General features: G+C 74.0%; 21 protein-coding genes and 1 riboswitch. Of the genes, 16 read left to right on the forward strand and 5 right to left on the reverse strand.

From position 1 onward, the window contains the following. Positions 1-6: 6 nt before the first annotated feature. Both ACFY60_RS25820 and ACFY60_RS25825 read right to left on the reverse strand, forming a co-directional pair. A complete protein-coding gene (locus ACFY60_RS25820; protein WP_388615853.1) occupies positions 7-813 on the reverse strand; it encodes a hypothetical protein in 807 nt (268 codons plus the stop codon). 126 nt (positions 814-939) lie between these two features. After that, positions 940-1,746, reverse strand: coding sequence for a DUF4352 domain-containing protein (locus ACFY60_RS25825; protein WP_388615850.1), 807 nt, complete (start codon positions 1,744-1,746; stop codon positions 940-942). 314 nt (positions 1,747-2,060) lie between these two features. Here ACFY60_RS25825 and ACFY60_RS25830 point away from each other — a divergent pair, with 314 nt between their 5' ends. Next, positions 2,061-4,202: an N-6 DNA methylase gene (locus ACFY60_RS25830; protein WP_388616105.1), complete on the forward strand. Its 2,142-nt coding sequence runs from the start codon at positions 2,061-2,063 to the stop codon at positions 4,200-4,202. Positions 4,203-4,274: 72 nt separating this feature from the next. On the opposite strand, the gene ACFY60_RS25835 is transcribed toward ACFY60_RS25830, so the two are convergent. Then, positions 4,275-5,147, reverse strand: coding sequence for an LLM class flavin-dependent oxidoreductase (locus tag ACFY60_RS25835; RefSeq protein WP_388615847.1), 873 nt, complete (start codon positions 5,145-5,147; stop codon positions 4,275-4,277). Between the two features lie 256 nt (positions 5,148-5,403). On the opposite strand from ACFY60_RS25835, the gene ACFY60_RS25840 reads away from it, so the two are divergent. The 4 genes from ACFY60_RS25840 to ACFY60_RS25855 all read left to right on the forward strand — a co-directional run bounded on the left by ACFY60_RS25840 (position 5,404) and on the right by ACFY60_RS25855 (position 9,535). Beyond that, positions 5,404-6,027 carry a hypothetical protein gene (locus tag ACFY60_RS25840; RefSeq protein WP_388615844.1) on the forward strand — a complete coding sequence of 208 codons (624 nt, stop codon included), beginning with the start codon at positions 5,404-5,406 and terminating at the stop codon, positions 6,025-6,027. Further along, positions 6,024-7,610 carry a protein kinase gene (locus ACFY60_RS25845; protein WP_388615841.1) on the forward strand — a complete coding sequence of 529 codons (1,587 nt, stop codon included), beginning with the start codon at positions 6,024-6,026 and terminating at the stop codon, positions 7,608-7,610. Before ACFY60_RS25840 ends, ACFY60_RS25845 begins: the two co-directional genes overlap by 4 nt. 343 nt (positions 7,611-7,953) lie before the next feature. Continuing rightward, positions 7,954-8,835, forward strand: a complete 882-nt coding sequence (locus ACFY60_RS25850; RefSeq protein ID WP_388615838.1) for a helix-turn-helix domain-containing protein — start codon at positions 7,954-7,956, stop codon at positions 8,833-8,835. Between the two features lie 94 nt (positions 8,836-8,929). Continuing rightward, positions 8,930-9,535, forward strand: a complete 606-nt coding sequence (locus tag ACFY60_RS25855; RefSeq protein ID WP_388615835.1) for a GNAT family N-acetyltransferase — start codon at positions 8,930-8,932, stop codon at positions 9,533-9,535. Between the two features lie 84 nt (positions 9,536-9,619). On the opposite strand, the gene ACFY60_RS25860 is transcribed toward ACFY60_RS25855, so the two are convergent. Then, entirely contained in the window at positions 9,620-12,037 is a 2,418-nt protein-coding gene (locus tag ACFY60_RS25860; RefSeq protein ID WP_388615832.1) for a YfhO family protein, read from the reverse strand. A 125-nt stretch (positions 12,038-12,162) separates the two neighbouring features. On the opposite strand from ACFY60_RS25860, the gene ACFY60_RS25865 reads away from it, so the two are divergent. The 3 genes from ACFY60_RS25865 (at position 12,163) to ACFY60_RS25875 (ending at position 15,293) form a co-directional block, all read left to right on the forward strand. After that, positions 12,163-13,158, forward strand: coding sequence for a glycosyltransferase family 2 protein (locus ACFY60_RS25865; protein ID WP_388615829.1), 996 nt, complete (start codon positions 12,163-12,165; stop codon positions 13,156-13,158). Positions 13,159-13,239: 81 nt separating this feature from the next. After that, complete coding sequence (locus ACFY60_RS25870; protein ID WP_388615826.1) at positions 13,240-13,884, forward strand: SurA N-terminal domain-containing protein; 645 nt, start codon at positions 13,240-13,242, stop codon at positions 13,882-13,884. Positions 13,885-14,333: 449 nt separating this feature from the next. Beyond that, entirely contained in the window at positions 14,334-15,293 is a 960-nt protein-coding gene (locus tag ACFY60_RS25875; RefSeq protein ID WP_388615823.1) for a nucleoside triphosphate pyrophosphohydrolase, read from the forward strand. 19 nt (positions 15,294-15,312) lie between these two features. On the opposite strand, the gene ACFY60_RS25880 is transcribed toward ACFY60_RS25875, so the two are convergent. Further along, on the reverse strand, positions 15,313-16,524 hold the full coding sequence (locus ACFY60_RS25880) for a globin domain-containing protein (protein WP_388615820.1): 1,212 nt from the start codon (positions 16,522-16,524) through the stop codon (positions 15,313-15,315). A gap of 138 nt (positions 16,525-16,662) precedes the next feature. Here ACFY60_RS25880 and ACFY60_RS25885 point away from each other — a divergent pair, with 138 nt between their 5' ends. The 8 genes from ACFY60_RS25885 (at position 16,663) to ACFY60_RS25920 (ending at position 25,765) form a co-directional block, all read left to right on the forward strand. Next, positions 16,663-17,970, forward strand: a complete 1,308-nt coding sequence (locus tag ACFY60_RS25885) for a cytochrome P450 (protein WP_388615817.1) — start codon at positions 16,663-16,665, stop codon at positions 17,968-17,970. Between the two features lie 161 nt (positions 17,971-18,131). After that, complete coding sequence (locus tag ACFY60_RS25890) at positions 18,132-19,199, forward strand: transglycosylase family protein (protein WP_388615814.1); 1,068 nt, start codon at positions 18,132-18,134, stop codon at positions 19,197-19,199. A gap of 259 nt (positions 19,200-19,458) precedes the next feature. Continuing rightward, positions 19,459-19,632, forward strand: a riboswitch (cyclic di-AMP (ydaO/yuaA leader). Positions 19,633-19,635: 3 nt separating this feature from the next. Beyond that, complete coding sequence (locus ACFY60_RS25895) at positions 19,636-20,376, forward strand: transglycosylase family protein (protein ID WP_388615811.1); 741 nt, start codon at positions 19,636-19,638, stop codon at positions 20,374-20,376. 264 nt (positions 20,377-20,640) lie between these two features. After that, entirely contained in the window at positions 20,641-21,927 is a 1,287-nt protein-coding gene (eno, locus tag ACFY60_RS25900; RefSeq protein ID WP_345285224.1) for a phosphopyruvate hydratase, read from the forward strand. Positions 21,928-22,027: 100 nt separating this feature from the next. Further along, complete coding sequence (locus ACFY60_RS25905) at positions 22,028-22,489, forward strand: septum formation initiator family protein (protein WP_388615808.1); 462 nt, start codon at positions 22,028-22,030, stop codon at positions 22,487-22,489. Positions 22,490-22,558: 69 nt separating this feature from the next. Beyond that, positions 22,559-23,104 (forward strand): DUF501 domain-containing protein, encoded by a 546-nt coding sequence (locus tag ACFY60_RS25910; protein WP_388615805.1) that lies wholly within the window; start codon positions 22,559-22,561, stop codon positions 23,102-23,104. Beyond that, positions 23,101-24,015: an exopolyphosphatase gene (locus ACFY60_RS25915; protein ID WP_388615802.1), complete on the forward strand. Its 915-nt coding sequence runs from the start codon at positions 23,101-23,103 to the stop codon at positions 24,013-24,015. Before ACFY60_RS25910 ends, ACFY60_RS25915 begins: the two co-directional genes overlap by 4 nt. Before the next feature lie 370 nt (positions 24,016-24,385). Beyond that, the gene (locus ACFY60_RS25920; protein ID WP_345285218.1) at positions 24,386-25,765 is read left to right on the forward strand and encodes an NAD(P)/FAD-dependent oxidoreductase; all 1,380 of its coding nucleotides are present in this window, start codon (positions 24,386-24,388) and stop codon (positions 25,763-25,765) included. Positions 25,766-25,845: the final 80 nt, after the last annotated feature.

The raw sequence follows: 25,845 nt of genomic DNA on the forward strand, positions 1-25,845 counted from the left end.
CGGCCGTCACCCGGCGGGGTCGACCACGTCCTTCGCGGCGGGCACCCGCGCGGTGACGGGCTTGCCGTAACCGGAGAAGGTGACGGTCATGGGCTCCTCGCCCCCGGTGGCGGCGATCCGCAGCAGGTGCGGGGTGCCCTCGGTGGCGACGTGGAGGGTGTACGTCTCGGCGCCGTCCTTCTCCGTGAGGGCCAGCGCCTTGTGCCCGCCGACCGTCGTCTCCGCGCCCTTCACGGCGCCGCTGCCGCCCTCGAAGTCGGACAGCAGCCGCTTCAGGTCGCAGAGCTCCACCATGTCCCGGGCGTCCGGGTCGCTCACGGCCGTCTTCGTCCAGCGGCCCTTGAGTTCCTTCAGCACGGCCGCCTGGACCTCGGGGGACTCGCCCTTCGACTCCTCCCGCAGGAAGGCCTCGTCGAAGCGGACGTACGCCGTGGTGGCGTCCGGCTTGATCAGCTCGACGGTGCCGGCCGTCCCCACCGTCATCGTGCCGGAGCACTTCCCGCCGGTGTCGGCGGAGACGTAGGCCTTGATCGGGCCGTCGGCGGTCGTCAGGGAGATGTCCATGGTCAGCGACCGGGCGTTCCGGGTGGCGGTCATGGCCTTGTCGACGATCCGGTCGCCGGTCAGGTCCGCGAAGGGGCCGCCGGCGGTGGCCGGGGAGGCCGCACCGGGGCCGGTCCCCGGGGTGCCGGTCCCGGTCCCCGTCCCGCTGGTGGAGGACGGCCCGCAGGCGGCGGCGCCCGCCGAGAGGGCCGCGCAGAGGGCGGTGGCGAGGGCCGTACGGACGGGGCGGGGGCGGCGGGGGGCGCGCATGGGGGTCTCCGGGGTGGTGCGGTGTGCGGTGCTGCGGGTGGGGCGGGGCCTGGTCAGGGTGTCAGGCGGGGACGCGGGGACGGGGAGAGGGGCCCGTGAGGGCCCCGGTCCTTCCGGTGGCCGGGGTCAGCCGACCTTCAGTTCCCACTGCGCCGCGTTGTAGTCGAAGCCGGGGCTGACCTCGACGGTGAGGTTCCGGGCCGTCGCCGGGGCGTCGAAGGCATAGGTGACCGTGGCCTTCTTGCCGGGCAGGATCGTGCCGCTGAAGCCCTCGCCGACCTTGCCGTCGTAGATCTGCTCGGCGGTCACGCCGTCCTTGCCGGCCCGGGCGTCCAGGGTGACGGCCACGGCGTCGAACTTCTCCTTGCCGCCGTTCTCGATCACGACGGTGAACTGGTAGGCCTTGTTGCCCTTGGTGTGGCCGACCGCGAACTCGCCCGGCGTGTACGGCTTCGGGTCCGAGACGGTGACCTTCAGGTCGTCGTCGTAGACGGAGGTGTCACCGGCCGCCAGGCCGCCGCCCTTGCCGTCGCCGGGAGCGGCGCTCGCCCCGCCCTTGGCCCCGGAGGCGGAGCTCTGCGGGGACGGGTCCTGCGGTGCGGCGTCCTTCACGGCCTTGTCGATCTCCTTCACCGCGTCGCTGACGGCCGTGAAGGTGATGACCGCGCCGACCACCGAGAGGATCAGGGCCGCGAGGCCCAGGAGCGCGCCGGTGAGCGCCACTCCCTTGTTGTTCGCCTCCCGGCGCTTGACCCGGCCCTTCCCCACAAGGCCCAGGATCAGGGCGATCAGGCCGAGGATGCCGGCCAGCCAGAAGAGGAGCGGGATCAGTCCGGCGAGGGTGCCGATGATGCCGAGGATCAGCGCCGCGGTTCCGAGGCCGTTGCGCATGACGGCCTGCGGGGACGGCGGGACCTGCGTGTCGTACGACATGGGTGGTGTCCTCCCGGACCTTGGAGATGTCTGACGCGATGGGTCAATCACAGCAGAGCGTGTGAACCGAGTCAACACGGTTCACGAAAAAACGGATCAGCTCACGCTGTGAAGGGGGGTGAGCGGCCTCTCGCAGTAAGATCGGCGACACACGAGGGACGAGTCAGAGGTCAGGGACGAGCCAGGGGAGCCGCAGCATGCGTCAGGAGCCGGACAACAGGCCCGAGCCGGACACGGCGGGAACCAGCCCGGCGGCGACCGGCACGACCGAGGCGAGCCCGGCGCGGGCGAACCGGTCCGCGACCGGCCCGGTGATGCCGGACCCGGCATCGCCCACCGCCGAACCCGGCGCGAGTACGACCGAGGTGACGGCCGCCGGGATCGCCCGGCTCGCCGGGGTCGGCCGCGCGGCCGTGAGCAACTGGCGGCGGCGCCACGCCGACTTCCCCAAGCCCGTCGGCGGCACCGAGACCAGCCCGTCCTTCGCCCTCGCCGAGGTCGAGCAGTGGCTTCGCGACCAGGGGAAACTCGCCGAGGTCCCGCTCCGCGAGCGTGTCTGGCAGCAGATCGCGGGCCACCCCGCCGGAGCCGTCGCCGCCCTCGTCCACGCCGGCTGCGCACTCCTCCTCGTACGGGACAGGTCGGCCGTCTGGTCCACGCTGGCCGCCCTCCCCGACGACCGGTTCGCCGACACCCTGCCCCTCGCCCTGGAGGAGACACTCACGGCGCGCCTCGGTCCCGTACGGGCCGTCCGCACCCCCGCGCCCGTCGAACTCGCCCCGTCCGTCCCCCTCCTGCGCGGCGCCGCCGACCTGGCCGCCGAGACCGGCGCCCGGCAGGCCTTCGAGTTCCTGCTCGGCCGGCACCTGGACGCCAACCCGCGCCAGTACACCCTGACCCCGCCCGGCCCGGCCGCCCTCATGGCCGAACTCGCCGCGCCCACCGGCCTCCAGGCCGACGGGGCCGGCCGCCCCACCGTCCTCGACCCGGCCTGCGGCACGGGCGGTCTGCTGCGCGCGGTCGAGCGCCCCGCCGCCCTCCACGGCCAGGACGCCGACCGCGACCTCGCCGCCCTCACCGCCCTGCGCCTGGCCCTCTCCACCGACGCCGACATCCGCGTCCGCGGCGGCGACAGCCTGCGCGCCGACGCCTTCCCCGCCCTCACCGCCGACGCCGTCCTCTGCCACCCGCCGTTCAACGAGCGCAACTGGGGCCACGACGAACTCGCCTACGACCCGCGCTGGGAGTACGGCTTCCCGGCCCGTACGGAGTCCGAACTCGCCTGGGTCCAGCACGCCCTGGCCCGGCTGCGGCCCGGTGGCACCGCCGTCCTCCTCATGCCTCCCGCCGCCGCCTCCCGCCGCTCCGGCCGCCGCATCCGCGCCGACCTGCTGCGGCGCGGCGCCCTGCGGGCCGTCGTCGCCCTCCCGGCCGGCGCCGCACCCCCGTACGGCGTGCCGCTCCACCTCTGGGTGCTCCGCAAACCCCTCCCCGGCGGGCGGCCGCCCGCCGAACTCCTGCTGGTGGACGCGGCGTCCGAGCACGCCACGGCGGGCGGCGGCACGGGCGTCCGGGACGGCAGGGACGGCCGCGACCGGCTCGACTGGCAGGCCGTGCACACCGCCGTCCTCGACGCCTGGACGCCCTTCGACCGGGACGGGACGATCGCCGGGACGCCCGGTGCAGGCCGCTCCGTGCCCGTCATCGAACTGCTCGACGACGACGTCGACCTCGCCCCCGCCCGGCACCTCCCGCCACCGGCCGCCGCCGAGGACGCGGACCAGCTCGCCGGTGTCCGCGAGCGGCTCACCGAGACCCTGCGCCGCACGCGGGAACTGACCCCGCCGCCCGTGACCGGCCCGGCGCCGGCCGGTCCCGGCGGACCGGTCCGCGGGCCCACGACGACCGTCGGCGAACTCGCCCGCGCCGGCGCGCTCACCCTGCGCCCGGGCGGGGTGGGCACGGCCCGCGCGGGCACCCCCGTCGCCGTCCTCACCGACCACGACGTCCTCGCCGCGCAGCCGCCGTCCGGCACCCTGCCCGACGGGCCCCCCGAGGAGCCGGTGCTGCTCGCCGCCGGTGACGTCGTCGTGCCCGTCCTCGGCGGCGGCTCGGCCGTACGGGTCGTCGACGCGGCCACGGCCGGCGCCGCCCTCGGCCGCAACCTCCAGCTCCTGCGCCCCGATCCGGCAGCACTCGACCCCTGGTTCCTCGCCGGTTTCCTCCGGGCCACCGCCAACACCCGCCAGGCCAGCAGCTACGCCTCCACCGCCACCCGCCTCGACGTCCGCCGCCTCCAGCTCCCGAGGCTCCCCCTGCGCGAACAGCGCGCCTACGGGGCCCGCTTCCGCGCCCTCGCCGAGTTCGAGGAGTCCCTCCGCCTCACCGCCCGCCTCGGCGAACAACTCGTCCAGGGCCTCCACGACGGCCTCGCGAACGGCACGGTGAGGCCTTAGCCCGTGCCCTCCACGGCGAAGCCGGTCCGGAGCGAGGAGAGCCCGCCGAGCTGCGTGTCGGCGCAGGGCGGGTCAGCGCCGGGCGGCCTCCAGGACCGCTTCCAGCTGCCGCAGCGGCTCGGCGCCGACGAACCGGAGGACGACGGTGTCGGCGCCCGACTCCCGCAGCGCGTCGATCCGTGCCGCGGCCCCGGCGGCGTCACCGGAGACGGTGAAGACCTCCTCCTGCGGGCGGCCCAGCCAGGCGCCGTGCCCCTCGGTGTGCGGGTGCAGGGTCCGCGCGACCTCCTCGGGGTCGCCGCCGACGCAGGCGAACGCGAACACGTTCAGCGTGTGGTCGTCACCCGCGCCGCCCTTGGCCAGCAGCGCCCGGATGCGCTCCAGGTCCCGCGGTCCGTGGCCCTCGGCGATCAGCGTGCCGTCCGCGACCCGCCCGGACAACTCCAGCGAGCGCGGCCGCACCACCCCCGCCACCAGCGGCGGCGGCTCGGCGGGCGGATGCACCAGCTCGATGCCGTCGATCCGCACCTCCCGCCCGTCCACCGTGACCCGCTCCCCGTGCAGCAGCGCCCGCACCGCGGTGATCGTCTCCTCCAGCAGGGCCAGCGGAGAGCGCGGCGCCACCCCGACCTGCTCCATCCACTCCCGTACGCCATGACCGATCCCGGCCACCAGGCGGCCGGGGAACACCCGCGCCAGCGTGGCCAGTTCCATCGCCAGCAGGGCCGGGCTGCGCAACGGCGCCGGGGTGATCCCGATGCCCACCCGCAGCCGCTCGGTCGCGCCCAGCGCCACGGCCGCCGCCGACACCCCGCCGTTCCAGCGCAGATCCTCCACCACCCACAGGTCGTCCGCGCCGAGCGCCTCGGCCCGCCGCGCGAAGGCGGGCAACTCCTCGGGCACCCAGTCGCGGTCGTACATCACACCGATCCGGAGATTCGTCATGCGACGGAACCTACGGTCCGGCCGAAGAGGTGATCAACGGCTTTGCCGGTACGGGTCGGCTGCCGCCGAAGCCCTGGACGTGGTGCCGGACACTCCGGTCCGACGCGTCCTGGACGGAGACGCCGGCTGCCCGGTGGCCTCGCGGAGCCACGCCGGGTGATCCGTTCGACAACGGTTCCGCACAAGGCGGAACCGTTGTCGGCCGTCGTGTATACGCTCGTCTCCGCATCCGTCCGTCCGAGCAGGAGCGCGCCCCATGTACGGCCCCCCGCAGCCGCCCCCGTCGCCGAAGGGTCCCGCCTCCGGCGGCCTCGTCGCGCTGCGGGCCCTCTTCATCGCGCTGCCGCTGCTGAGCTGCGGTTTCCTGGCGTGGGCGCCGCTGCTGCGGCTCGCGGTCCTCACCCGCAGGAAGCTGGACTGGACGCTGTTCGGGCTGACGCTGGCCGTGGCGGCCGGCCTCTTCGTGTTCATGGGCGTGACCGGGGAGGAGTCCACCGACCTGGAGGCGGTCATCGGCGTCGGCCTCATCGTCACCCTGGCGGCCGGGTCGGTCGCGTACTACGTGGTGGGCGAGATCCGGCACTTCGACCGGGCCGCCTCCACCGCCCCGCCCTACCGGGCCGGGGCCGGGGCGTGGACCGGCGTCGCCGCCCAGGCGGTCACGGTGCCGAGCCCGGGCACCGCGCCGAACCCGTACACCTCCGCCCCGCCCGTCACCCCCGCCCCGCCGGTCACCTCCCTCCCGTCCGGCGGGTCCGTCGGCCCGCCCCCCGTGGTGGGCGGGGCGCGGATCGAGCAGGTCCGCGCCGAACTGGACGAGCTGAGCGACCTCCTGCGCCAGGACCCCCGCGACCCCGGCGACGGTGAGGGCCGCCGGTGAACGGCCGCGTCATCGGCGGGCGTTACGAGCTCGCCACCGTCATCGGGCAGGGCGGCATGGGCCAGGTGTGGACCGCGTACGACGGCCGGCTCGACCGCCGGGTCGCGGTCAAGCTGCTCCGCCCCGCCGCCATCACCGGCCCCGCCACCGCCGCCGACGAGCTGCGGCGCCGTTTCGTGCGCGAGTGCCGGGTCACCGCCCGCGTCGCCCACCCGGGCCTGGTGACGGTCCACGACGCCGGCAGCGACGGCGAGGACCTGTACCTCGTCATGCAGTACGTGGAGGGCGCGGACCTCGCCGACCACCTCGCCGAGCACGACCCGTACCCGTGGCAGTGGGCCGTCAGCGTCGCGGCCCAGCTCTGCGCGGTGCTGGCCGCCGTGCACGCGGTGCCGATCGTGCACCGCGACCTCAAACCGCGGAACGTGATGGTCCGCCCCGACGGCTCGGTCGTCGTCCTCGACCTCGGCGTCGCCTCCGTCCTCGACACCGACACCACCCGCCTCACGCACACCGGGTCCCCGATCGGCAGCCCCGCCTACATGGCACCCGAGCAGGCCATGGGCGGCGCCGTCGGCCCCTCCACCGACCTGTACGCGCTGGGCGTCCTCCTCCACGAACTGCTCAGCGGGAACGTGCCGTTCGCCGGTTCCACGGCCCTCGGCGTGCTCCACCGGCACCTGTACGAGCCCCCGGTCCCGGTCCGGCGGGCCCGCCCCGAGGTCCCGGAGGTCCTGGAGGCGCTCGTGCTGCGGCTGCTGGCGAAGGACCCGCAGCACCGGCCGTCCGGCGCGCACGAGGTGTACGAGCACCTGCTGCCGCTGCTGCCCGCGCGCGGGACCCCGGCGGGTCCGATGGACCCGACGCGGCCGTTCCTGCGTCCGCACGCCCCCTGGCCGGACCGCCCGGCCGCGCCGCCGGCACCGGCCGTGCCCGCCCCTCCCCCCGCGCCGCCGGCCGTCCCGGCCGACCCCCGTACGGATCCGCGGACGTACGGTTCCACCCCCGTGCCCGGCCCGGCGCGGCCCGACGTGGCCGCGGCCGTGGAGGAGGTCAAGCGGCTCCTGGGGGAGGGGGCGCTGACGCAGGCCGTGGACGTCCTCGGCGGCATCCTGCCCGCCGCGGCGGCCGAGCACGGCGAGCGTTCCCCCGTCGTCCGCATCCTGCGCAAGCAGTACGCCTCCACCCTGATGGACGACGGCCAGTACCGCCGGGCGCTCCCGGAGCTGCGCCGGCTCGCGGAGGACCGGGACGCGGAGGCGGGTCCGGCGGACGCGCAGACGCTCCAGTTCCGGTACGACGCCGCGCTGTGCCTGGAGCAGATCGGGGAGACGGCGGCGGCGCTTGCCGAGTACCGCGCGGTCCTGCCGTACTACGAGCAGGATCCGGACCCCGGCCGGGCCTTCGACATCCGCCGCCGCGTCGGCCTGCTGCTCGTGGCGGCGGGCGACCACCCCTCGGGTCAGGCGCAGCTGCACCGGCTGCTCCTCGACGCGGAGCGCGCCTACGGCCCGTACCACCCGCTCGTGTCCGAGGTCCGGCGCGTCCTGGAGCACCAGGGCCGCGTCGGGCAGCGGTTCTGACCCCGGGCCGGAACGAGCCGTTCCACCCTCTCGGCCGCATCCTCCGCGCCCGCCCCGCACCGCGTCCCGAGGGGGAGCCGACCGGATCCCGCGAACTCGTGACCCGGGGTCGCGGGACATCTCCCAAGTACCGGAGGAAAGTACCCACCCCACCCCTCCAGCCTCCCCGCACGGCAACACCGGAGCCCCCCTCACCCGCACGGGGGAACTTTGCCAACGCAGCTGGATTCCCAGGTGGTTGCCTGGCATATGCTCGCGGCGACCCAACTGAAAAAGTTCGGCCCCCGGCCGGGACTGGCATCCCGATCGAGGGCCTGACCAACGAGGAAGCGAACCCTTCCCGATGGATACCCAGCACTGTAGCGCGCCCGCTTTCTGCGGGGGCGTCATCCACGTCGTCGTCCCCCACACGCGGGAATACGTGGTCGTCGGCAACCACCTCGCCCAGCACGAGCACCTCTCGCTGACCGCGATCGGCCTCGCCGTCCACATCCAGTCGCTCCCGGCGGGCACCCGCATCGGCGTCAAGATCCTCAGCGAGCGCTTCGAGGAGGGCGCGATCCGCATCGCCGCCGCCCTGCGCGCGCTGGAGCGGTACGGCTACCTGGAGCGGGTCAGGGAACGGCGCCCCGACGGCCGCCTGGTGACCCGTACGACCTTCTACAACCAGCCCGGCGCGGTACGCCTCCCGGACCCCGAGCCGGAGCCGGACCCCGATCCGGACCCCGGGCCCGCGCCCGCCCTGGGGCCGGGGTGCGGATGCGACCGTGCCGGGGAGCCGGCGGCCCCCGCGCCCACCGCCCTGCCGCGGCCCTCCGAGCGGCCCGCGCGGGCGACGTCGCGCACGGAGCCGGTGCCGCTGCCCCAGGGACCGGCGGCCGACCTCCTCCTGGGCCTGCGGCACGAGGACCCCCGGCTGCTGCTCTCCGCCAGGGACGTGCACCGCCTCGCCCCGGCCGTGGACACCTGGTTCGCCCGCGGCGCCACCCCGGACGCGGTCACCCGCACCCTCACGGCCACCCTCCCGGACCGCCTCACGCACCCGGCGGGCCTCCTCGCCCACCGCCTGGAAACCCTGCTGCCGCCCCCGCTCCCGGCCACCCGCCCGGCGACCCCGCGCCCCGAACCCTTCCAGGACTGCGACTCCTGCGAACGCGTCTTCCGCGCCAGGGAACCGGGCACATGCCCCCGCTGCGCCGCCGACGCGAGGCAGCGCGCGGCCTGACGGACGGCGGCGCGCGCAAAGGGTCAGCCTAGGGCGCGCCGGGCGGACGGGCGGCGGCGCCCCCCGCCCGTTCAAGATCGTCCACGGGTGAAGAATGAGCCGCATGACCCCGACGAACACGCCGAAACCGGCGACGATCGACGACGCGGACCTGATCAGCCGCATCCTGGCGGACGCCTTCGACGACGACCCGATGATGCGCTGGTTCTTCCCCGAGGAGAGCACCCGCGCGGCGGGCCTGCGCCGCTACTTCACCACCCTGTTCACCCGGCAGTACCTGCGGCACGGCGTGTGTGAGCGCACCGGGTCCGCCGCCGCCTTCTGGGTGGCCCCGGAGGGCCAGGACAAGGCCGTGCCGGACGCGGAGACCGTGGCCGAGCTGACCGACATCCTGGGCGACCGGGCCCCGCTGTTCCGTGCGGCCGTCGAGGCGGCGGTCGAGCACGGGCCGAAGGAGCCGCACTGGTACCTGGCCGTCGTCGGCGCCGACCCGGCCGCGCGCGGTCAAGGGCACGGTGCGGCGCTGCTGCGCTCCGGCCTCGCCCAGGCCGACGCGGCGGGCATGCCCGTGTACCTGGAGTCCTCCAAGCCCGACAACCTGCCTTTCTACCGGCACTTCGGCTTCGAGGTCCTCGGCGAGGGCGCCCTGCCGGGCGGCGGTCCGACCCTGTGGGCGATGCGCCGCGCGCCCCGCGTCTGAGCCGGTCCCACCCGACCGGATGCCGCCTCCGTGAGGCGGACCCCTCCACCGGGGCGTCGCCGGCCGCCCCGGCGGGGAACGACCTCAGGGACCCCGGCCCCCGCCCGACCCCGCCGGGTCCCTTCCCCCTGCGGACCCTGACCGGGCTCGGGCACGCGCGCGCGTACGGGCACCCACCCGCAGGGCCACCAGCGCCACCAGCGCCGCGGCTCCCGCCACCAGGCCCGCCCGCAGCCCCGGAGGCCGGAAGGAGCAGCTCACCGACGTCTGCCCGGGTGCCACCGGAACGGCGAGCAGACCACCGTACGACCGCGCCGGGGCCCCTTCACAGCTCCAGCCCGCGATGCGCGGGGCCGCCACGACCGCCGTGCCGCCCTCCGCGCCCGGCGGCAGGACGGCCCGCAGCCCGTGCGCGGTGAGCGACACCGAGACCGCCGCCCGGGGGCGCAGCGCGGCCACCGCCGCCCGCAGCCGTCCGTGGTCCAGGCAGCCCTGTTCACCGCGCGGCCCCACCGGCCGCTCGCCCGCCACCCGCTGCACGCCCAGCGAGACCAGGGCCGCCCGCCGCTTGGGCCGGACGCCGAGGAGCCGGACCGGGGCGTGGGTGCCGAGCCGGGCCGTGCCGGTGGCGTCCGGCGCCCACAGGAACACCTCGCTGCCGACCGGGCAGGCCCCGGCGCGCGGAGCGTCGTACACCCGGGCGCCCAGCAGGAGTTCCTGGTTCCGGAACGGTGACGGGCCGTAGGCGGGGCCGGGGCCCGGCGGCCGTACCGTCACGAGCGGCAGGAAGGTGCCGTTTCGCACCACCCGGCCGTCCCGCCAGCGCGCCCCCACCCCGAACAGGGCGTCCGTCACCGGATTGTCCAGGGTCAGCAGGTTCCGGCCGCGCGAGGTCCAGCCGCCGCCGAGCGCCTCCAGCGTCCGCGTCAGGACCGCCGGGGTGTGACTGCTGTAGTACGCGGCGCCCTGACCGCCCAGGAGCAGCGGATCGTTGCCCGCCACCCGGGGCAGCCCCGGATCCGTGCGGTACGCGGGCCAGCCGTCGGCCGCCGCCAGCGCCGCCGCCCGCCGCGCGTGCTCGGGCCCCCACGGCGGATAGTCGTCCAGGCGGGCCAGGCGCTCCCGGTCGGCGTGCGCGGTGGTCGCGGCGGCCTGCCCCACCAGGGTGCCCGCCACCAGGAGCGCGGCGAGCAGCCCGTACCGCCCGCGCCGGGGCAGCAGCAGCGCCCCCGCCACCGCCGCCAGGCCCCCGAGCCCGAGGAGCAGCGCCCAGCGGGTCAGCAGCGCGCTGGGCAGCGCGCCCGCCGCCAGGACGAGCACGACGGCCGCTCCCCCGAGCAGGGCCCGCCGGTCCGGCAGCCCCCGGGCGAGCGCCGCACCGGCGGCCAGCACGAGGACACCGGCCAGGACGAACGTCTGCCGGTACGGGCTGCCGTTCGGGGTGGCGAAGGCGTGCCACACCAGATGCGTCGGCCCCCACTGCGTCGAGGCGACGACCGCCGCGCACAGCCCCGGCCACAGCCACCGCTCCCGGCCCGGCACGTCCCGGCGGAAGAGGAGCGCGGCCACGAGCAGCGGCACCGCCGTGCACACGAAGACCGCCGGGGTCGCGAAGCTGTACGTCACCGGGAACAGCCGGGCCAGCACGTCCGCGCCCGCCACCGGGACGAACTCCCGCCGCACGCCCGGGTGGGCGTGGAGCGAGCCCAGGAGGACGGGGAGGAGGACCGGGGCCGCCAGCCCGGCACCGAGAACGGTGGTCACCACGGCCCGCGCCAGGACGCGGGGCGCCCTCACCCCCGGCCCGGCCGGGCCGGTCGCGAGACGGACCAGCAGGACCAGGGCCGCGCCGAGCGTCGCCATGTGGGCGGTGTAGAAGTTCGCGCACCAGCAGACAGCGACCGTCAGCGGCCCCAGGAGCGGCCGGCGCCCCTGACGTACCCACTCGCCCACCAGACACAGCAGCGGGAAGGCGATCAGACCGTCCAGCCACATCGGGTTGTACGTGCCCTCCGCGAGCGACCAGCCGCACAGCGCGTACGCGGCGCCCAGGACACCCGGCCACCACCGCGCGGGGAGGCCCGGCCCGTACAGGCGGTGCAGCAGGAACGCCATGGCCGCCGCCGCGACCGCCGTCTTCAGCACGGTCAGCCCGTACACCGCGTACTCGACGTCCCCGCGCGGGACCAACGCCACCAGCGGCGCGAACGGGCTCGACAGATAGGTGCCGAGGTCCGGCAGGAAACTCGTGCCCCAGCCCGCCCGCCAGTCCAGCAGGAACCCACCGCCCGGCGCCCGGCCGTGCAGCAGGTCCCACAGGTAGGCGTGGTACGGCACGAACTGGTTCGCGAGGTCGTTGACGGCCCGGCGGCGCGGCCCGAACGGGAAGACCCGGGCCACCGCGTCCCCGCCGCAGACGGCCGCCACCGCCAGGGCGGCGGCGAGCGCGGACGGGAGGAGGGGCCGGGCACCGGCGGACTCGGTGATGTTCGACTTCGGCATGACGAGTCGAATATGTCAGCGAACGGGTGGGAAACAGGCGGTCCGCGAGCCCGTTCACGCAATGGTCGCCTGCCCGCCATCCGCCCGGACCGGCCGGGTCACCGGGCTCCGTTGTCGTGGTCCGCGTGCTGCTCTCGATCGTGGTCCCGTGCTTCAACGAGGAGGACGTCCTCGACCGCTTCCACGACCATGTGACCAAAGAACTCGACCGTCTCGACGGCGAGTTCGAACTGGTCTACGTGGACGACGGAAGCCGCGACCGGACCCTCGCGCTGCTCCAGCGACTCGCCGCCGCCGACCCCGGCCGCGTCCGCTACGTCTCCTTCAGCCGGAACTTCGGCAAGGAGGCCGCCATGCTCGCCGGACTCCGGCACGCCACCGGCGACGCCGTCGTCATCATGGACGCCGACCTCCAGCACCCGCCGGAGCTCGTCCACCGCATGGTCGCCCTGCACGCCGAGGGATACGACCAGGTCGTCGCCCGCCGCACCCGCGAGGGCGACCGGGTGACCCGCACCCTCACCGCCCGGCTCTACTACTGGGCGATCAACCGGCTCGTCGACGTCGAACTCGTCGACGGCGTCGGGGACTTCCGGCTCCTGTCCCGCCGTACCGTCGACGCCCTCCTCGGCCTCGGCGAGTACAACCGCTTCTCCAAGGGCCTCTTCTCCTGGGTCGGCTTCCGCACCACGACCTTCGCCTACGAGAACGCCGTCCGCGAGCAGGGCCGCTCCAAGTGGACCTTCGGCAAGCTCCTCAACTACGGGCTCGACGGCCTGCTCTCCTTCAACAACAAACCCCTGCGGGCCGCCGTCTACCTCGGACTCCTCCTCGTCTCCCTCGCCGTCGCCTACGCGGCCTGGATCGTCGCCGACGCCCTCCTCAACGGTGTCGACACGCCCGGCTACGTCACCCTCCTCGTCGCCGTCACCGCCCTCGCCGGCGTCCAGATGGTCATGGTCGGCCTCATCGGCGAATACGTCGGACGCATCTACTACGAGGTGAAACGGCGGCCCCACTACCTCGTCGCCGAGACCGAGACGGGACGCCAGGAACAGGAGGGACGGGCCGACACCCGGCGGACCGGTGGGTCGTTGTGGGAAACAGTCGCTCCGAAGTAGTGGCTACGGCCCCGGCGACTCCCTACCATCGATCACCGCAAGGTCGTCCAACTTGACGCACGACCAGCCCGGGAGGCTCCTTTGCACCGCCGCACTGCGCTCTCTGTCTCCGCCGCGATCCTCGCCGCGGCCCCGCTGCTCACCGCCTGCGGCAGCGACGCCCACCCAGGGGCGGCGGCGATCGTCGGCGGCCAGCGGATCGACGTCGCCGGCCTCCAGGCCCAGGTGAAGGACGTCCGCGCCGCGCAGGAGGCCTCCCCGAACGGCGCCGAACTGCTCAGGGCCACCGGGGACCTCGGCCGCCGGACGCTCAACGGCATGATCTTCGACCGCGTCGTGGCGAAGGTCGCCGGCGACCAGGGCGTCACCGTCACCCGCGCCGAGCTCCAGCAGACCCGCGCCGCCTTCGTCCGCGAGAGCGGCGGGCAGGAGCGGCTGGAAGCGATGCTGCTCCAGCAGCAGGGCGTGGCGCCCGGGCAGATCGACGAGGTCGTCCGGCGCAACGTCCTCATGAACAAGATCGCCGCCAAGCTGGGCGCCACCGACACCCCCGAGGGCCAGAAGAAGCTGACGGACGTCTTCTCCGCCGCCTCCAGGGAACTCGACATCGACGTGAACCCCCGCTACGGCACCTGGGACGACACCCAGGTCCGGCTCGCGGACTCGGCCCGCGTGCCGTGGCTCCGCCAGACGGACAGCGGCCCGGCCGCCGCACCCGGAAGCTGATCTTCCAGGCTCGGTTCGCCTCCGGGCGCTCAAGCCGGACTCACCGTCCCGACCGTGCTCGGCCCGCTCGTCCCTCGCGGGCCTGCGCGCGTTCGCGCCCGTTCCCCCGGCGCACCCTTCGGCTCACTCGCCCCTCTTTTCCAGGCTCGGTTCGCCTCCGGGTGCCCGAGCCGGACTCACGGCCCCGACCGTGCTCGGCCCGCTCGTCCCTCGCGGGCCTGCGCGCGCTCGCGCCCGTTCCCCCGGCGCACCCTTCGGCTCACTCGCCCCTCTTTTCCAGGCTCGGTTCGCCTCCGGGCGCCCGAGCCGGACTCACGGCCCCGACCGTGCTCGGCCCGCTCGTCCCTCGCGGGCCTGCGCGCGCTCGCGACCGTTCCCCCGGCGCACCCTTCGGCTCACTCGCCGGGGGTGTCCGGGGAGGGGCCGACGTGGGGAGGTAGGTTCGGAAGGTGACTTCTGAGAGCCCCGGCCGCATCGTCCTGCTCACCGCCAGCCACCGTGTCGCACCCGGACTGCTGTCCTGGCCGGCCTGGCAGGCGCTGCGCGGTGCGGACCGGGTGCTCTGCCCCGACGCGCACCACCCCCAGCTGCCGTACCTGACGGAGGCGGGCGTCGCCGTCGAGCACCTGCGGCCCACCGCCGAGGAGCTCGTCGCCGCCTGCGCCGGGGGCCGGACCGTCCTCGTGCTGCCGTCCGGCGAGGGCGACCGCGACCTGACCGACGGGCTCGCCCGTCTCGCCGGCTCCGGCCGGTTCGCCATGCCCGACCTGGAGCTGCTGCCCGGCTCGTACGACCTGCCGGGCGCCCGGCTCCTCGACCTCGTGCAGGTCATGGACCGCATCCGCCGCGAGTGCCCCTGGTCCTCCCGGCAGACCCACCGGGGCCTCGCCAAGTACGGCATCGAGGAGGCCTACGAGCTGGTCGAGGCCATCGAGGACGGCAGCCGGGAGGAACTGCGCGAGGAACTCGGCGACGTCCTGCTCCAGGTCGTCTTCCACGCGCGGATCGCCGAGGAGGACCCCGAGGAGCCGTTCTCCGTGGACGACGTCGCCGGAACGATCGTCGAGAAGCTCGTCCACCGGCACCCGCACGTCTTCGGGGACGCCACCGCCGAGACCCCCGAGGACGTCAAGGCGCACTGGCTGCGCACCAAGGCGGTCGAGAAGCAGCGGGACTCCGTCACCGACGGGGTGCCGCTCGGACAGCCCGGCCTGGCGCTCGCCGCGAAGCTCGCCGGCCGCGTCCGTACCGCCGGCCTCGACGTGCCCCCGCCGGCCGGGGAGGGCATCGGGTACGAACTCCTCCACCTCGCCGCCCGCGCCGAGGCCGAGGGCGTGGACCCGGAGGCGGCCCTGCGCGCGGCCGCCCGCGCCTACCGCGACGCGATCCGCGCCGCGGAAGGGCTGTAGGACAGCGACCAGGCCCGGCTCAGGGTGCGCGCGGGGCGCGGGCCGCCGGGTCGAGCCAGGGGAGCGGCGGGCGGGCCAGCAGCCACTCCGCGCGCGTGGCCGGACGGGCGGCGAACCGGCCCACCGGCGGCAGCGTGTCGTGCCGGATCCGGGCCGGGTCCGCCCCCAGCTCCTGAAGCGTGCCGGCGACCTCCGTCAGGAAACCCGGCGGCCCGGCCAGCCGCACCTCGTGCTCCGGCCACCGGACGCACGACCGCAGCGCCGTCAGCAGCCGCTCGGTCGCCTGCTCCCGGGGACGGCCGGGCGCCGCCGTGATGAACGTGACGCTCAGCCCCGGCAGGCGCGCGCCCAGCCGCTCCGCGTCCCCCCGCCCGTACAGGTACTCCTTCGCGCGCCCCACCACGAACAGCCGCCCCTCCAGGTCCGGCCCGCGCCCGGCCGCCTCCTCCAGGAGCGCCTTCACCGGCGCCCAGCCCGTACCCGCGCATATATAGGTGTGCAGGGCGTCCGCGGGCCCGTCCGCCGCCAGCGCGCCGCCGGGCGCGCTCAGCCGCAGAACCTCCCCCGGCCCCGTCTCCTCCACCAGCACCGTGCTCATCACCCCGCCGGGCACCCGGCTCACGTGCAGCTCCACCGTCCCGTCCGGGCGGGGCGCGTTGCCGAGCGAGTACGTCCGCCAGACGCGCGGGGCGCGCAGCGAGCTGACGCTCACGTACTGGCCCGGGCGGTACGGGAAGGGCCGGCGGGGCCGGAGCGTGAGGACGGCCAGATCCTCGCCGTACCGCGCGTGACGCACCACGTCCGCGTCCCACCAGGCGGGCTCCCCGGCCCCGGCGGCCTCCTCCGCGCCCCGGAGCATCAGCTCGGCGACCCGCCCGTACGCCTCGCTCCAGGCCTTCTCCGCCTCCACCGTCCAGGCCGCCCCGGCGGTCTGCGCGAAGGCGGCGAGCAGGCTCGTGCCGACGGCGGCGTACAGCGGGGGAGAGGCCAGGAACTTCCGGTGGTCCCGGCCGAGGTGCGTCAGGTAGGAGGTGAGCCGGGGGTCCTCCAGGTGGGTCACCACGTGGGTGAGGGCGGCGAAGAGACGGTCCCGCTGGGGCCGCATGTCGGCGGGGAACAGCTCGCGTACGCCCGGGTTGTGGCGGAAGAGATGCGCGTAGAAGAAGGCGACGGCGTGTTCGGCCCGTCTCTCGACGACCGCGAACGTGCTCCTGAGCAACTGGGCATCCACGGGGGGAATCTAGGCCACCCGCCCTCACCGGGGGTCCGCGCGATCTTCATACGTCAGGTCGGGGACCCGGGGGCCGGAGGGGACGGGGGACGGTCGGGGCCCCCGGAGGCCGGACGGGGCGGGCGGTACGGTCGGGGGGTGAGCAGCACCCCCGTACCGCCCCCCGAGCCCTCCGCCGTACCGCCCCAGGTCCCGCCCCCGGCGCCCGCCCTCTTCACCTGGGAGTTCGCCACCGACCCGTATCCGGCCTACGCCTGGCTGCGGGAGCACGCCCCCGTTCACCGGACTCGGCTGCCCAGCGGGGTCGAGGCCTGGCTCGTCACCCGGTACGCGGACGCCCGGCAGGCCCTCGCCGACCAGCGGCTCTCCAAGAACCCCGTCCACCACGCCGAACCGGGCAAGACCGGCATTCCGGGCGAGCGCAGCGCGGGGCTGATGACGCACCTGCTCAACATCGACCCGCCCGACCACACCCGGCTGCGCCGGCTCGTCTCCAAGGCCTTCACCCCGCGCAGGGTCGCGGAGTTCGCCCCGCGCGTGCGGGAGCTGACCGACCGGCTCATCGACGGCTTCGCGGAGAAGGGGGAGGCGGACCTCATCCACGACTTCGCCTTCCCCCTGCCCATCTACGCCATCTGCGACCTGCTGGGCGTGCCCGCCGAGGACCAGGACGACCTCCGGGACTGGGCGGGGATGATGATCCGGCACGGCGGCGGGCCGCGCGGCGGCGTCGCCCGGTCGGTGAAGAAGATCCGGGGCTACCTCGCCGAGCTGATCCACCGCAAGCGGCAGGACCTCGGCGACGACCTGATCTCCGGCCTCATCCGGGCCGGCGACCACGGCGACCACCTCACCGAGGCCGAGGCCACGGCCATGTGTTTCGTCCTGCTTTTCGCCGGTTTCGAAACCACCATCAACCTCATCGGCAACGGCACCTACCAGCTGCTGCGGCACCCGGAGCAGCGCGAGCGGCTCCAGGCCTCCCTGGCGGCCGGTGAGACCGGACTCCTGGAGACGGGGGTCGAGGAGCTGCTGCGGTTCGACGGGCCGGTGGAGCTGGCGACCTGGCGGTACGCGACCCGGGACCTGAGCATCGGCGGGCAGGCGATCCCGGCGGGCGACCCGGTCCTGGTGGTCCTGGCCGCCGCCGACCGGGACCCGGCACGGTTCACGGAGCCGGACACCCTGGACCTGGCGCGGCGGGACAACCAGCACCTGGGGTACGGGCACGGCATCCACTACTGCGTCGGCGCGCCGCTCGCGCGCCTGGAGGGACAGGTGGCCCTGGCCGCCCTGCTGACCCGGCTGCCGGACCTGCGGCTCGCCGCCGACCCGGCCGAACTGCGGTGGCGCGGCGGGCTCATCATGCGCGGTTTGCGCACGCTTCCGGTGGAATTCACCCCTTCCGTACGGGTGGCTCCGGCTGAGGGTTCGTCAGAAGTGTGATCTTCACGTGATCGCGGGGCGACCGACTTGTGACGGACGTTCGAATGCCGCTACGTTTCGCGGCAGTCTTCAGCCGTCACGCGAAAGGCGTACGTATGCGCTCCGGGAACGGACGACACCGTCGACCCCGTCAGGCCCCCGCTCTCGTCGTCGCGGCGGGCGTGACCGGATCCGCCATGGCGCTGCCGCTGCTCGCCACCGGATCCGCCTCCGCCGCCGACGCGGCCACCTGGGACCGGGTGGCCGAGTGCGAGTCGGGCGGCCAGTGGAGTGCCAACTTCGGCAACGGGATGTACGGCGGGCTCCAGTTCACCCAGGAGAGCTGGGAGCGGCACGGCGGGCTCGCCTACGCCCCCAGCGCCGACCTGGCCAGCCGCGCCCAGCAGATCGTGGTGGCCGAGAAGGCGCTCGCCTCGGGCGCGACCGACTGGGCCACCTGCGCCCCGATCGCCGGGCTGGGCAACGACGGGAAGGCGCCGGGCGTGAACCCGGGGCCGGCCGTCACGCTGCCCGAGGAGACGGGCCCCGCCCCGGAGTCGAACCGCACGGCCGGCACGCCGACCGCCTCGCCCGCCTCGCCCGCCGCGCAGGTCTCTCCGTCCTCCCCGGCCTCCTCGGTGCCCGTACCGCGGGCCTCCGGCGCTCCCGCGGCCTCCTCGGCCCCGGACGCCCCCACGGCCTCCCGGACGCCGGGAGCGGCCGGGACGACCGCCGCCCCGGACGCCTCCACCCACCCGGCCGCGCCGGGTGCCTCCACCCACCCGGCCGCACCGAGCGCGCCGACGGCTCCCGGCACCTCCGACACGCCCGGAACCTCCGGAACGCCCGAAAAGCCCCGTACGGCGGAAGGTGACGCTCCGTCGAGCGCGCCCGGCACCGGCAAGCACCGGGGTGACGCCGCCCCGGAGGAAACCGGCAAGACGGACACTTCTGCCGAAGCAGGTCGTCATGCCGCACCGACGGACAAGAAGTCTGAAACTCCGGCAAAGGCTCCGGTCGTCGATGCGTCGCCGACCGGAGTGGACGCAACGGACAGTCAGGACACTTCGGACGCCTACACGGTGCGCCCCGGGGACAACCTGACCGTCATCGCGCAGGAGCGGCAACTCCCCGGAGGCTGGACCGCCCTCTATGACGCCAACCGGCGGACGGTGGGCACCGATCCGGACCTCATCCTGCCTGGTCAGAGCCTTGATCTGACGATCGGTTCGGCGCCGTCGGCCGGGTAGTTCGAGAGGTAATGTCCGGTTCTGCTCAAGTGAGACATGGATCTCTTCGCCCCAACTGGCGCGGCTTGTGCGGAAGATTTGATTCCGTGACCTCTCACCTGCGCAAACACCCTCCGCCGGAAGGACGGTAGGGGCGTTATTTCCGCAATGCGCCCCTTTGAACTTCCGGCAGGAGTGTGGCTACGGTCGTCATCGCTCGCCACCGCGGGCCCCGTCGACCGAGAACGCCGAGTCCTGCCGCCGGCCGATGGGAACAGTCGTCGCGTAAGCGCCGTAGGCAGGAGCGGGGGACCCAAGGTAAGTGCCGGCCCCGGTCGTCGAGAAGGACGACCGACGTTCGGCTTGGGGTGAAGCCGCGTGCTAGGACACGCGGCCGGGCAACTCTTCGGCCCGAACCCGACAGCTCACCTCGCAGGCGTCGGTGAGGAGAATCTCCATGCTGTTTTCCGGCAAGGGCAAACACCGCCGTCCCTCCAAGGCCACCCAGGTCGTCACGCTCGTCGGCGTCACCGGTGCCGCCGTCGCCGCCCCGCTGATGGCCACGGGCACCGCCTCGGCCGCCACCGCCTCCGAGTGGGACCGCGTCGCCCAGTGCGAGTCCGGCGGCAACTGGTCCATCAACACGGGCAACGGCTACTACGGCGGCCTGCAGTTCTCGGCCTCCACGTGGGCCGCGTACGGCGGCACCGCCTACGCCTCCACCGCCAACCTGGCCTCGAAGTCGCAGCAGATCGCCATCGCCGAGAAGGTCCTCGCGGGCCAGGGCAAGGGCGCCTGGCCGAGCTGCGGCGTCGGCCTCTCCCGCGCCACCTACAGCGGCGGCACCACCGAGACCCAGAAGCCGACCGGCACCACCACCTCGCCCGAGCGCCGCTCCGAGCAGCCGACCACGCGCAGCACCAAGCGCACGGCTCCGAAGGCGACCGCCCGCGAGACCTCCAAGAGCGTCACCGCCCAGGCCGCTCCGCAGGAGCGCCGCAAGACCGTCACCACCCCGACCGGCAAGAAGGTCAAGAAGGGTGACGGCGAGTACAAGGTCGCGGCCGGTGACACCCTCGCCACCATCGCCCAGGCGCACGGCGTCAAGGGCGGCTGGGCCACCCTCTACGACCTCAACCAGGACGTCGTCGAGGACGCCGACCTCATCTACCCGGGCCAGCAGCTCCACCTGAAGTGAGCCTCGCGGCCCTGACGAACCTCCCGCGGTGACCACCCCGGTCCGGCGTGCCCCCCGTGCACGCCGGACCGGGGTTCCGTCTGTTACCCATGAGTACCCGCGGGCGGTTCGTCCCGGGATGCATGCCCCCGGGTCCTTTTTCGTCCCACGGGGCGGGCGCCCGGCGGGCCGGAGCCCCCGGGCCGGTTAGGCTCTTGTCGCAAGGCGAACGAGCCTTGCGCCGTATGCGTCACACCTAGCGTCACATCCCAGAAGGAGATGCTCGTGCCGTCCATCGACGTCGTCGTAGCCCGGGAAATCCTGGACTCCCGAGGCAACCCCACGGTCGAGGTCGAGGTCGGCCTCGACGACGGCAGCACCGGCCGTGCTGCCGTCCCGTCCGGTGCCTCCACCGGTGCGTTCGAGGCCCTCGAGCTCCGTGACGGCGACCAGAACCGCTACCTCGGCAAGGGCGTCGAGAAGGCCGTCCTGGCCGTCATCGAGCAGATCGGCCCGGAGCTCGTCGGCTACGACGCCACCGAGCAGCGCCTGATCGACCAGGCCATGTTCGACCTGGACGCCACCCCCGACAAGTCCTCGCTCGGCGCCAACGCCATCCTCGGCGTCTCCCTCGCCGTCGCGCACGCCGCCTCCGAGGCCAGCGACCTCCCCCTCTTCCGCTACCTGGGCGGCCCGAACGCGCACCTGCTGCCCGTTCCGATGATGAACATCCTGAACGGCGGGTCGCACGCCGACTCGAACGTGGACATCCAGGAGTTCATGATCGCCCCGATCGGCGCGGAGTCCTTCTCCGAGGCCCTCCGCTGGGGCACCGAGGTCTACCACACCCTCAAGTCCGTCCTGAAGACCAAGGGCCTCTCCACCGGCCTCGGCGACGAGGGCGGCTTCGCCCCGAACCTGGGCTCCAACCGCGAGGCCCTCGACCTCATCCTCGAGGCCATCAAGCAGGCCGGCTACACGCCCGGCAAGGACATCGCGCTCGCGCTCGACGTCGCCGCCTCCGAGTTCTACAAGGACGGCTCCTACGAGTTCGAGGGCAAGGCCCGCTCCGCCGCCGAGATGACCGACTACTACGCGGAGCTCGTCGACGCGTACCCGCTGGTCTCCATCGAGGACCCGCTGTTCGAGGACGACTGGGACGGCTGGAAGACCATCACCGAGAAGCTGGGCTCCCGCGTCCAGCTGGTCGGCGACGACCTCTTCGTCACCAACCCGGAGCGCCTCGCCCGCGGCATCGAGGAGGGCGCCGCCAACGCGCTGCTCGTCAAGGTCAACCAGATCGGCTCGCTGACCGAGACCCTGGACGCCGTCGAGCTGGCCCAGCGCAACGGCTTCAAGTGCATGATGTCCCACCGCTCCGGCGAGACCGAGGACGTCACCATCGCCGACCTGGCCGTCGCCACCAACTGCGGCCAGATCAAGACCGGTGCCCCGGCCCGCTCCGAGCGCGTCGCCAAGTACAACCAGCTCCTGCGCATCGAGGAGATCCTGGACGACGCCGCGGTCTACGCCGGCCGCAGCGCGTTCCCGCGGTTCCGCCCGGCGAACTGAGGCACCGGCACAAGGGCTGACACAGCCCGTATCCGTACGTCCCCGCATGCGGTCCCGTACCGTGTGCGGGGACGTACGCACGTGAAGGGGAGGCGCGCACATGGCCCGGGACCGGTTCTCCACCGCGACCAGGATCAGGCTGCTCGGTGAGCAGACCGCCGCCCGCGTCTACCGCTCCCAGAGCCGCCGCCAGGCCCGCCGTTCCCGGCTCACCGGCCGCGCGGCCTTCCTCGCCCTCGTCGTCTGCTCCCTCGTCGTGGCGCTCGCCTATCCGATAAGGAGCTACGTCTCCCAGCAGGGCGAGATCGCCGAGCAGGAGCGGAAGGCCGCCGAGGCCGCCCGGCGGGTCGAGGAGCTGCGGGACGAGAAGGCCCGCCTCCAGGACCCGGCCTACGTCCGCCGCCTCGCCCGCGAGCACCTCCACTACGTGCTGCCCGGCGAGACCGGGTTCACCGTCGACGACCCCGGCGCGGAGCCGCGGCCCCGCAGCGGCCACGGCCCGGCGGACCGCCCCTGGTACGACAACCTGTGGGACGGCGTGGACCGCGCCGACCGCCCCTGACCGACCCGTACGGCCGACCGACCCGTACGCCCCCTTTGATCCCGTACGACCCCGACGACCAAGGCAGACATGGAAACGCCCCCTCCGCAGACCGAACGCACCGAGCCCACCGAGGCGGACGTCGCCGCCTTCGAGGCGCAGCTCGGACGCCCGCCGCGCGGCCTGCGCGCCATCGCGCACCGCTGCCCGTGCGGCAACCCGGACGTCGTCGAGACCGCGCCCCGGCTCCCCGACGGCACCCCCTTCCCGACCACGTACTACCTCACCTGCCCCCGGGCGGCCTCGGCCATCGGCACCCTGGAGGCCAACGGGGTCATGAAGGAGATGCAGGCCCGGCTCGCCACCGACCCCGAGCTCGCCGCCGCCTACCGGGCCGCGCACGAGGACTACCTCGCGCGCCGCGACGCCATCGAGGTCCTGGAGGGCTTCCCCAGCGCCGGCGGCATGCCCGACCGGGTCAAGTGCCTGCACGTCCTGGTCGGGCACTCGCTCGTGGCGGGCCCGGGCGTCAATCCCTTCGGCGACGAGGCGCTGGCGATGCTGCCGGAGTGGTGGGCGAAGGGCCCGTGCGTCACCCCGTGCGCGGACGAGGACAAGGGCGGGGAGACGACGTGACCCGGGTCGCCGGAATCGACTGCGGTACGAACTCCATCCGCCTGCTCGTCGCCGACGTGCACCCGGAGACGGGTGAGCTGATCGAGCTGGACCGGCGGATGACGATCGTCCGGCTCGGTCAGGGCGTCGACCGGACCGGCCGGCTCGCCCCCGAGGCGCTGGAGCGGACCTTCGCCGCCTGCCGCGAGTACGCCGGGGTCATCAGGGAGCTCGGCGCCGAACGGATCCGCTTCGTCGCCACCTCCGCCTCCCGCGACGCCGAGAACCGCGACGAGTTCGTCCGCGGGGTCGTGGACATCCTGGGCGTCGAACCCGAGGTCATCACCGGCGACCAGGAGGCCGAGTTCTCCTTCACCGGAGCCACCGGTGAGCTGCGGGGCGCGGAGACGTACCTCGTCGTGGACATCGGCGGCGGCTCCACCGAGTTCGTCACCGGCGACCGGCACGTCGAAGCCGCCCGCTCGGTCGACATCGGGTGCGTCCGGCTGACCGAGCGGCACATCAGGCACGACCCGCCGACCGCCGAGGAGGTGGAGGCCGTCCGCGCCGACGTCCGCGCCGCCCTCGACCTGGCCGCCGAGACGGTGCCGCTCAGCTCCGCCGGGACCCTCGTCGGGCTCGCCGGGTCGGTCACCACGGTCGCCGCCATCGCGCTGGGCCTTCCGGAGTACGACTCCGCCAAGATCCACCACGCCCGGATCTCGGCGGTCCAGGTTGCGGAGGTCGCCGAGCGGCTCCTCGCCTCCACCCACGACGAGCGGGCCGCGATCCCCGTCATCCACCCCGGCCGGGTGGACGTGATCATCGCCGGAGCCCTCGTCCTGAGGGAGATCGTCGAGCGGGTCGGAGCCCGCGAAATCGTGGTCAGCGAGCACGACATTCTCGATGGGATCGCGCTATCCGTGGCATAGCGGACGCCTATGGAGGGGTCCGGCGACAGCCTGTCGGAAAAGGTTCGTGAAGTTCTTCACAAGGAAAAGGGCCCTGATGGCGCCCCGGGAGGGTCTTGTGACCCTCCGAGGGGCGTCTCAGGGCCCTTTCGCAGGCGGAACGCCCTCTTCGCTCGATGTTTCCATCGCGTGAACGGGCGGGCCGGTACGGCGTTAACGGAGGCTCTCCGGACCAGTTCACGAGGGGTGAACAACGTTCGCCAAGGCCACGCGGTTCCTTTGCACCACCATGACCTGGGTCACGTGAGCCGCGCAGTGTAGCAGAGGTGCCCCCGGACCTTGTGAAGGGGCGCACGAGCACCCCCCTCCAGCGGGGTGGATACTCGATGGCATGAGCACCACGGAGCGTCCCAGGATCCTCGTAGTAGGCGGTGGGTACGTAGGCCTGTACGCAGCTCGGCGCATCCTCAAGAAGATGCGCTTCGGCGAGGCGACCGTCACGGTCGTCGACCCGCGGTCGTACATGACCTACCAGCCCTTCCTCCCCGAAGCCGCCGCCGGCAGCATCTCCCCGCGACACGTCGTCGTCCCGCTGCGGCGCGTCGTTCGCGGAGCCGAGGTGCTCACCGGTCGGGTCACCACCATCGACCAGGACCGCAAGGTCGCCACGATCGCGCCGCTCGTCGGCGAGGCGTACGAGCTGCCGTTCGACTACCTGGTCATCTCGATGGGCGCCGTCTCCCGTACCTTCCCGATCCCCGGCCTCGCCGAGCAGGGCATCGGCATGAAGGGCATCGAGGAGGCCATCGGCCTGCGCAACCACGTCCTCGAGCAGCTCGACAAGGCCGACTCGACCACCGACGAGGAGGTCCGCCGCAAGGCCCTGACCTTCGTCTTCGTCGGCGGCGGCTTCGCCGGTGCCGAGACGATTGGCGAGGTCGAGGACATGGCCCGCGACGCCGCGAAGTACTACCAGAACGTGTCGCGCGAGGACATGCGCTTCGTCCTGGTCGACGCGGCCGACAAGATCCTTCCCGAGGTCGGCCCCAAGCTCGGCCAGTACGGCAAGGAGCACCTGGAGAGCCGCGGGATCGAGATCTACCTCGAGACCTCCATGGACTCCTGCGTCGACGGCCACGTCGTGCTGAAGAACGGCCTCGAGGTCGACTCCAACACGATCGTGTGGACCGCCGGCGTCAAGCCGAACCCGGCCCTCGCCCGTTTCGGTCTGCCGCTCGGCCCCCGCGGCCACGTCGACTGCAACGAGAAGCTCCAGATCAACGGTCTCGACTACGCGTGGGCCGCGGGCGACAACGCCCAGGTCCCCGACATGGTCGGCCGCCGCGCGGGCAACCCGAACGCCTGGTGCCCGCCGAACGCCCAGCACGCCCTGCGCCAGGCCAAGGTCCTCGGCGACAACGTGGTGGCGGGCATGCGCGGCTTCCCGCAGAAGGAGTACGCGCACGCCAACAAGGGCGCCGTCGCCGGCCTCGGCCTGCACAAGGGCGTCGCGATGATCGTCATGGGCAAGGTGAAGATCAAGCTCAAGGGCCGGCTCGCCTGGTACATGCACCGTGGCTACCACGGCATGGCCATGCCGACCTGGAACCGCAAGATCCGCGTCTTCGCCGACTGGACCCTCGGCATGTTCCTCAAGCGCGAGGTCGTCTCGCTCGGCGCCATGGAGACGCCGCGCGAGGAGTTCTACGAGGCGGCCAAGCCCGCCCCCGCGCCGGCCGCCCCGGCGCAGGAGAAGGCCAAGGCCTCGTAAGCAGCACCCCGCTCGTCCCCGAAGGGCCGTCCGCCATCCGTGGTGCGGACGGCCCTTCGCGTGTTTTGCCGACTCGTTGC

It is taken from the genome of Streptomyces sp. NPDC012827 (genome assembly GCF_042900905.1).
Classification (GTDB): Bacteria; Actinomycetota; Actinomycetes; order Streptomycetales; family Streptomycetaceae; genus Streptomyces; species Streptomyces gulbargensis.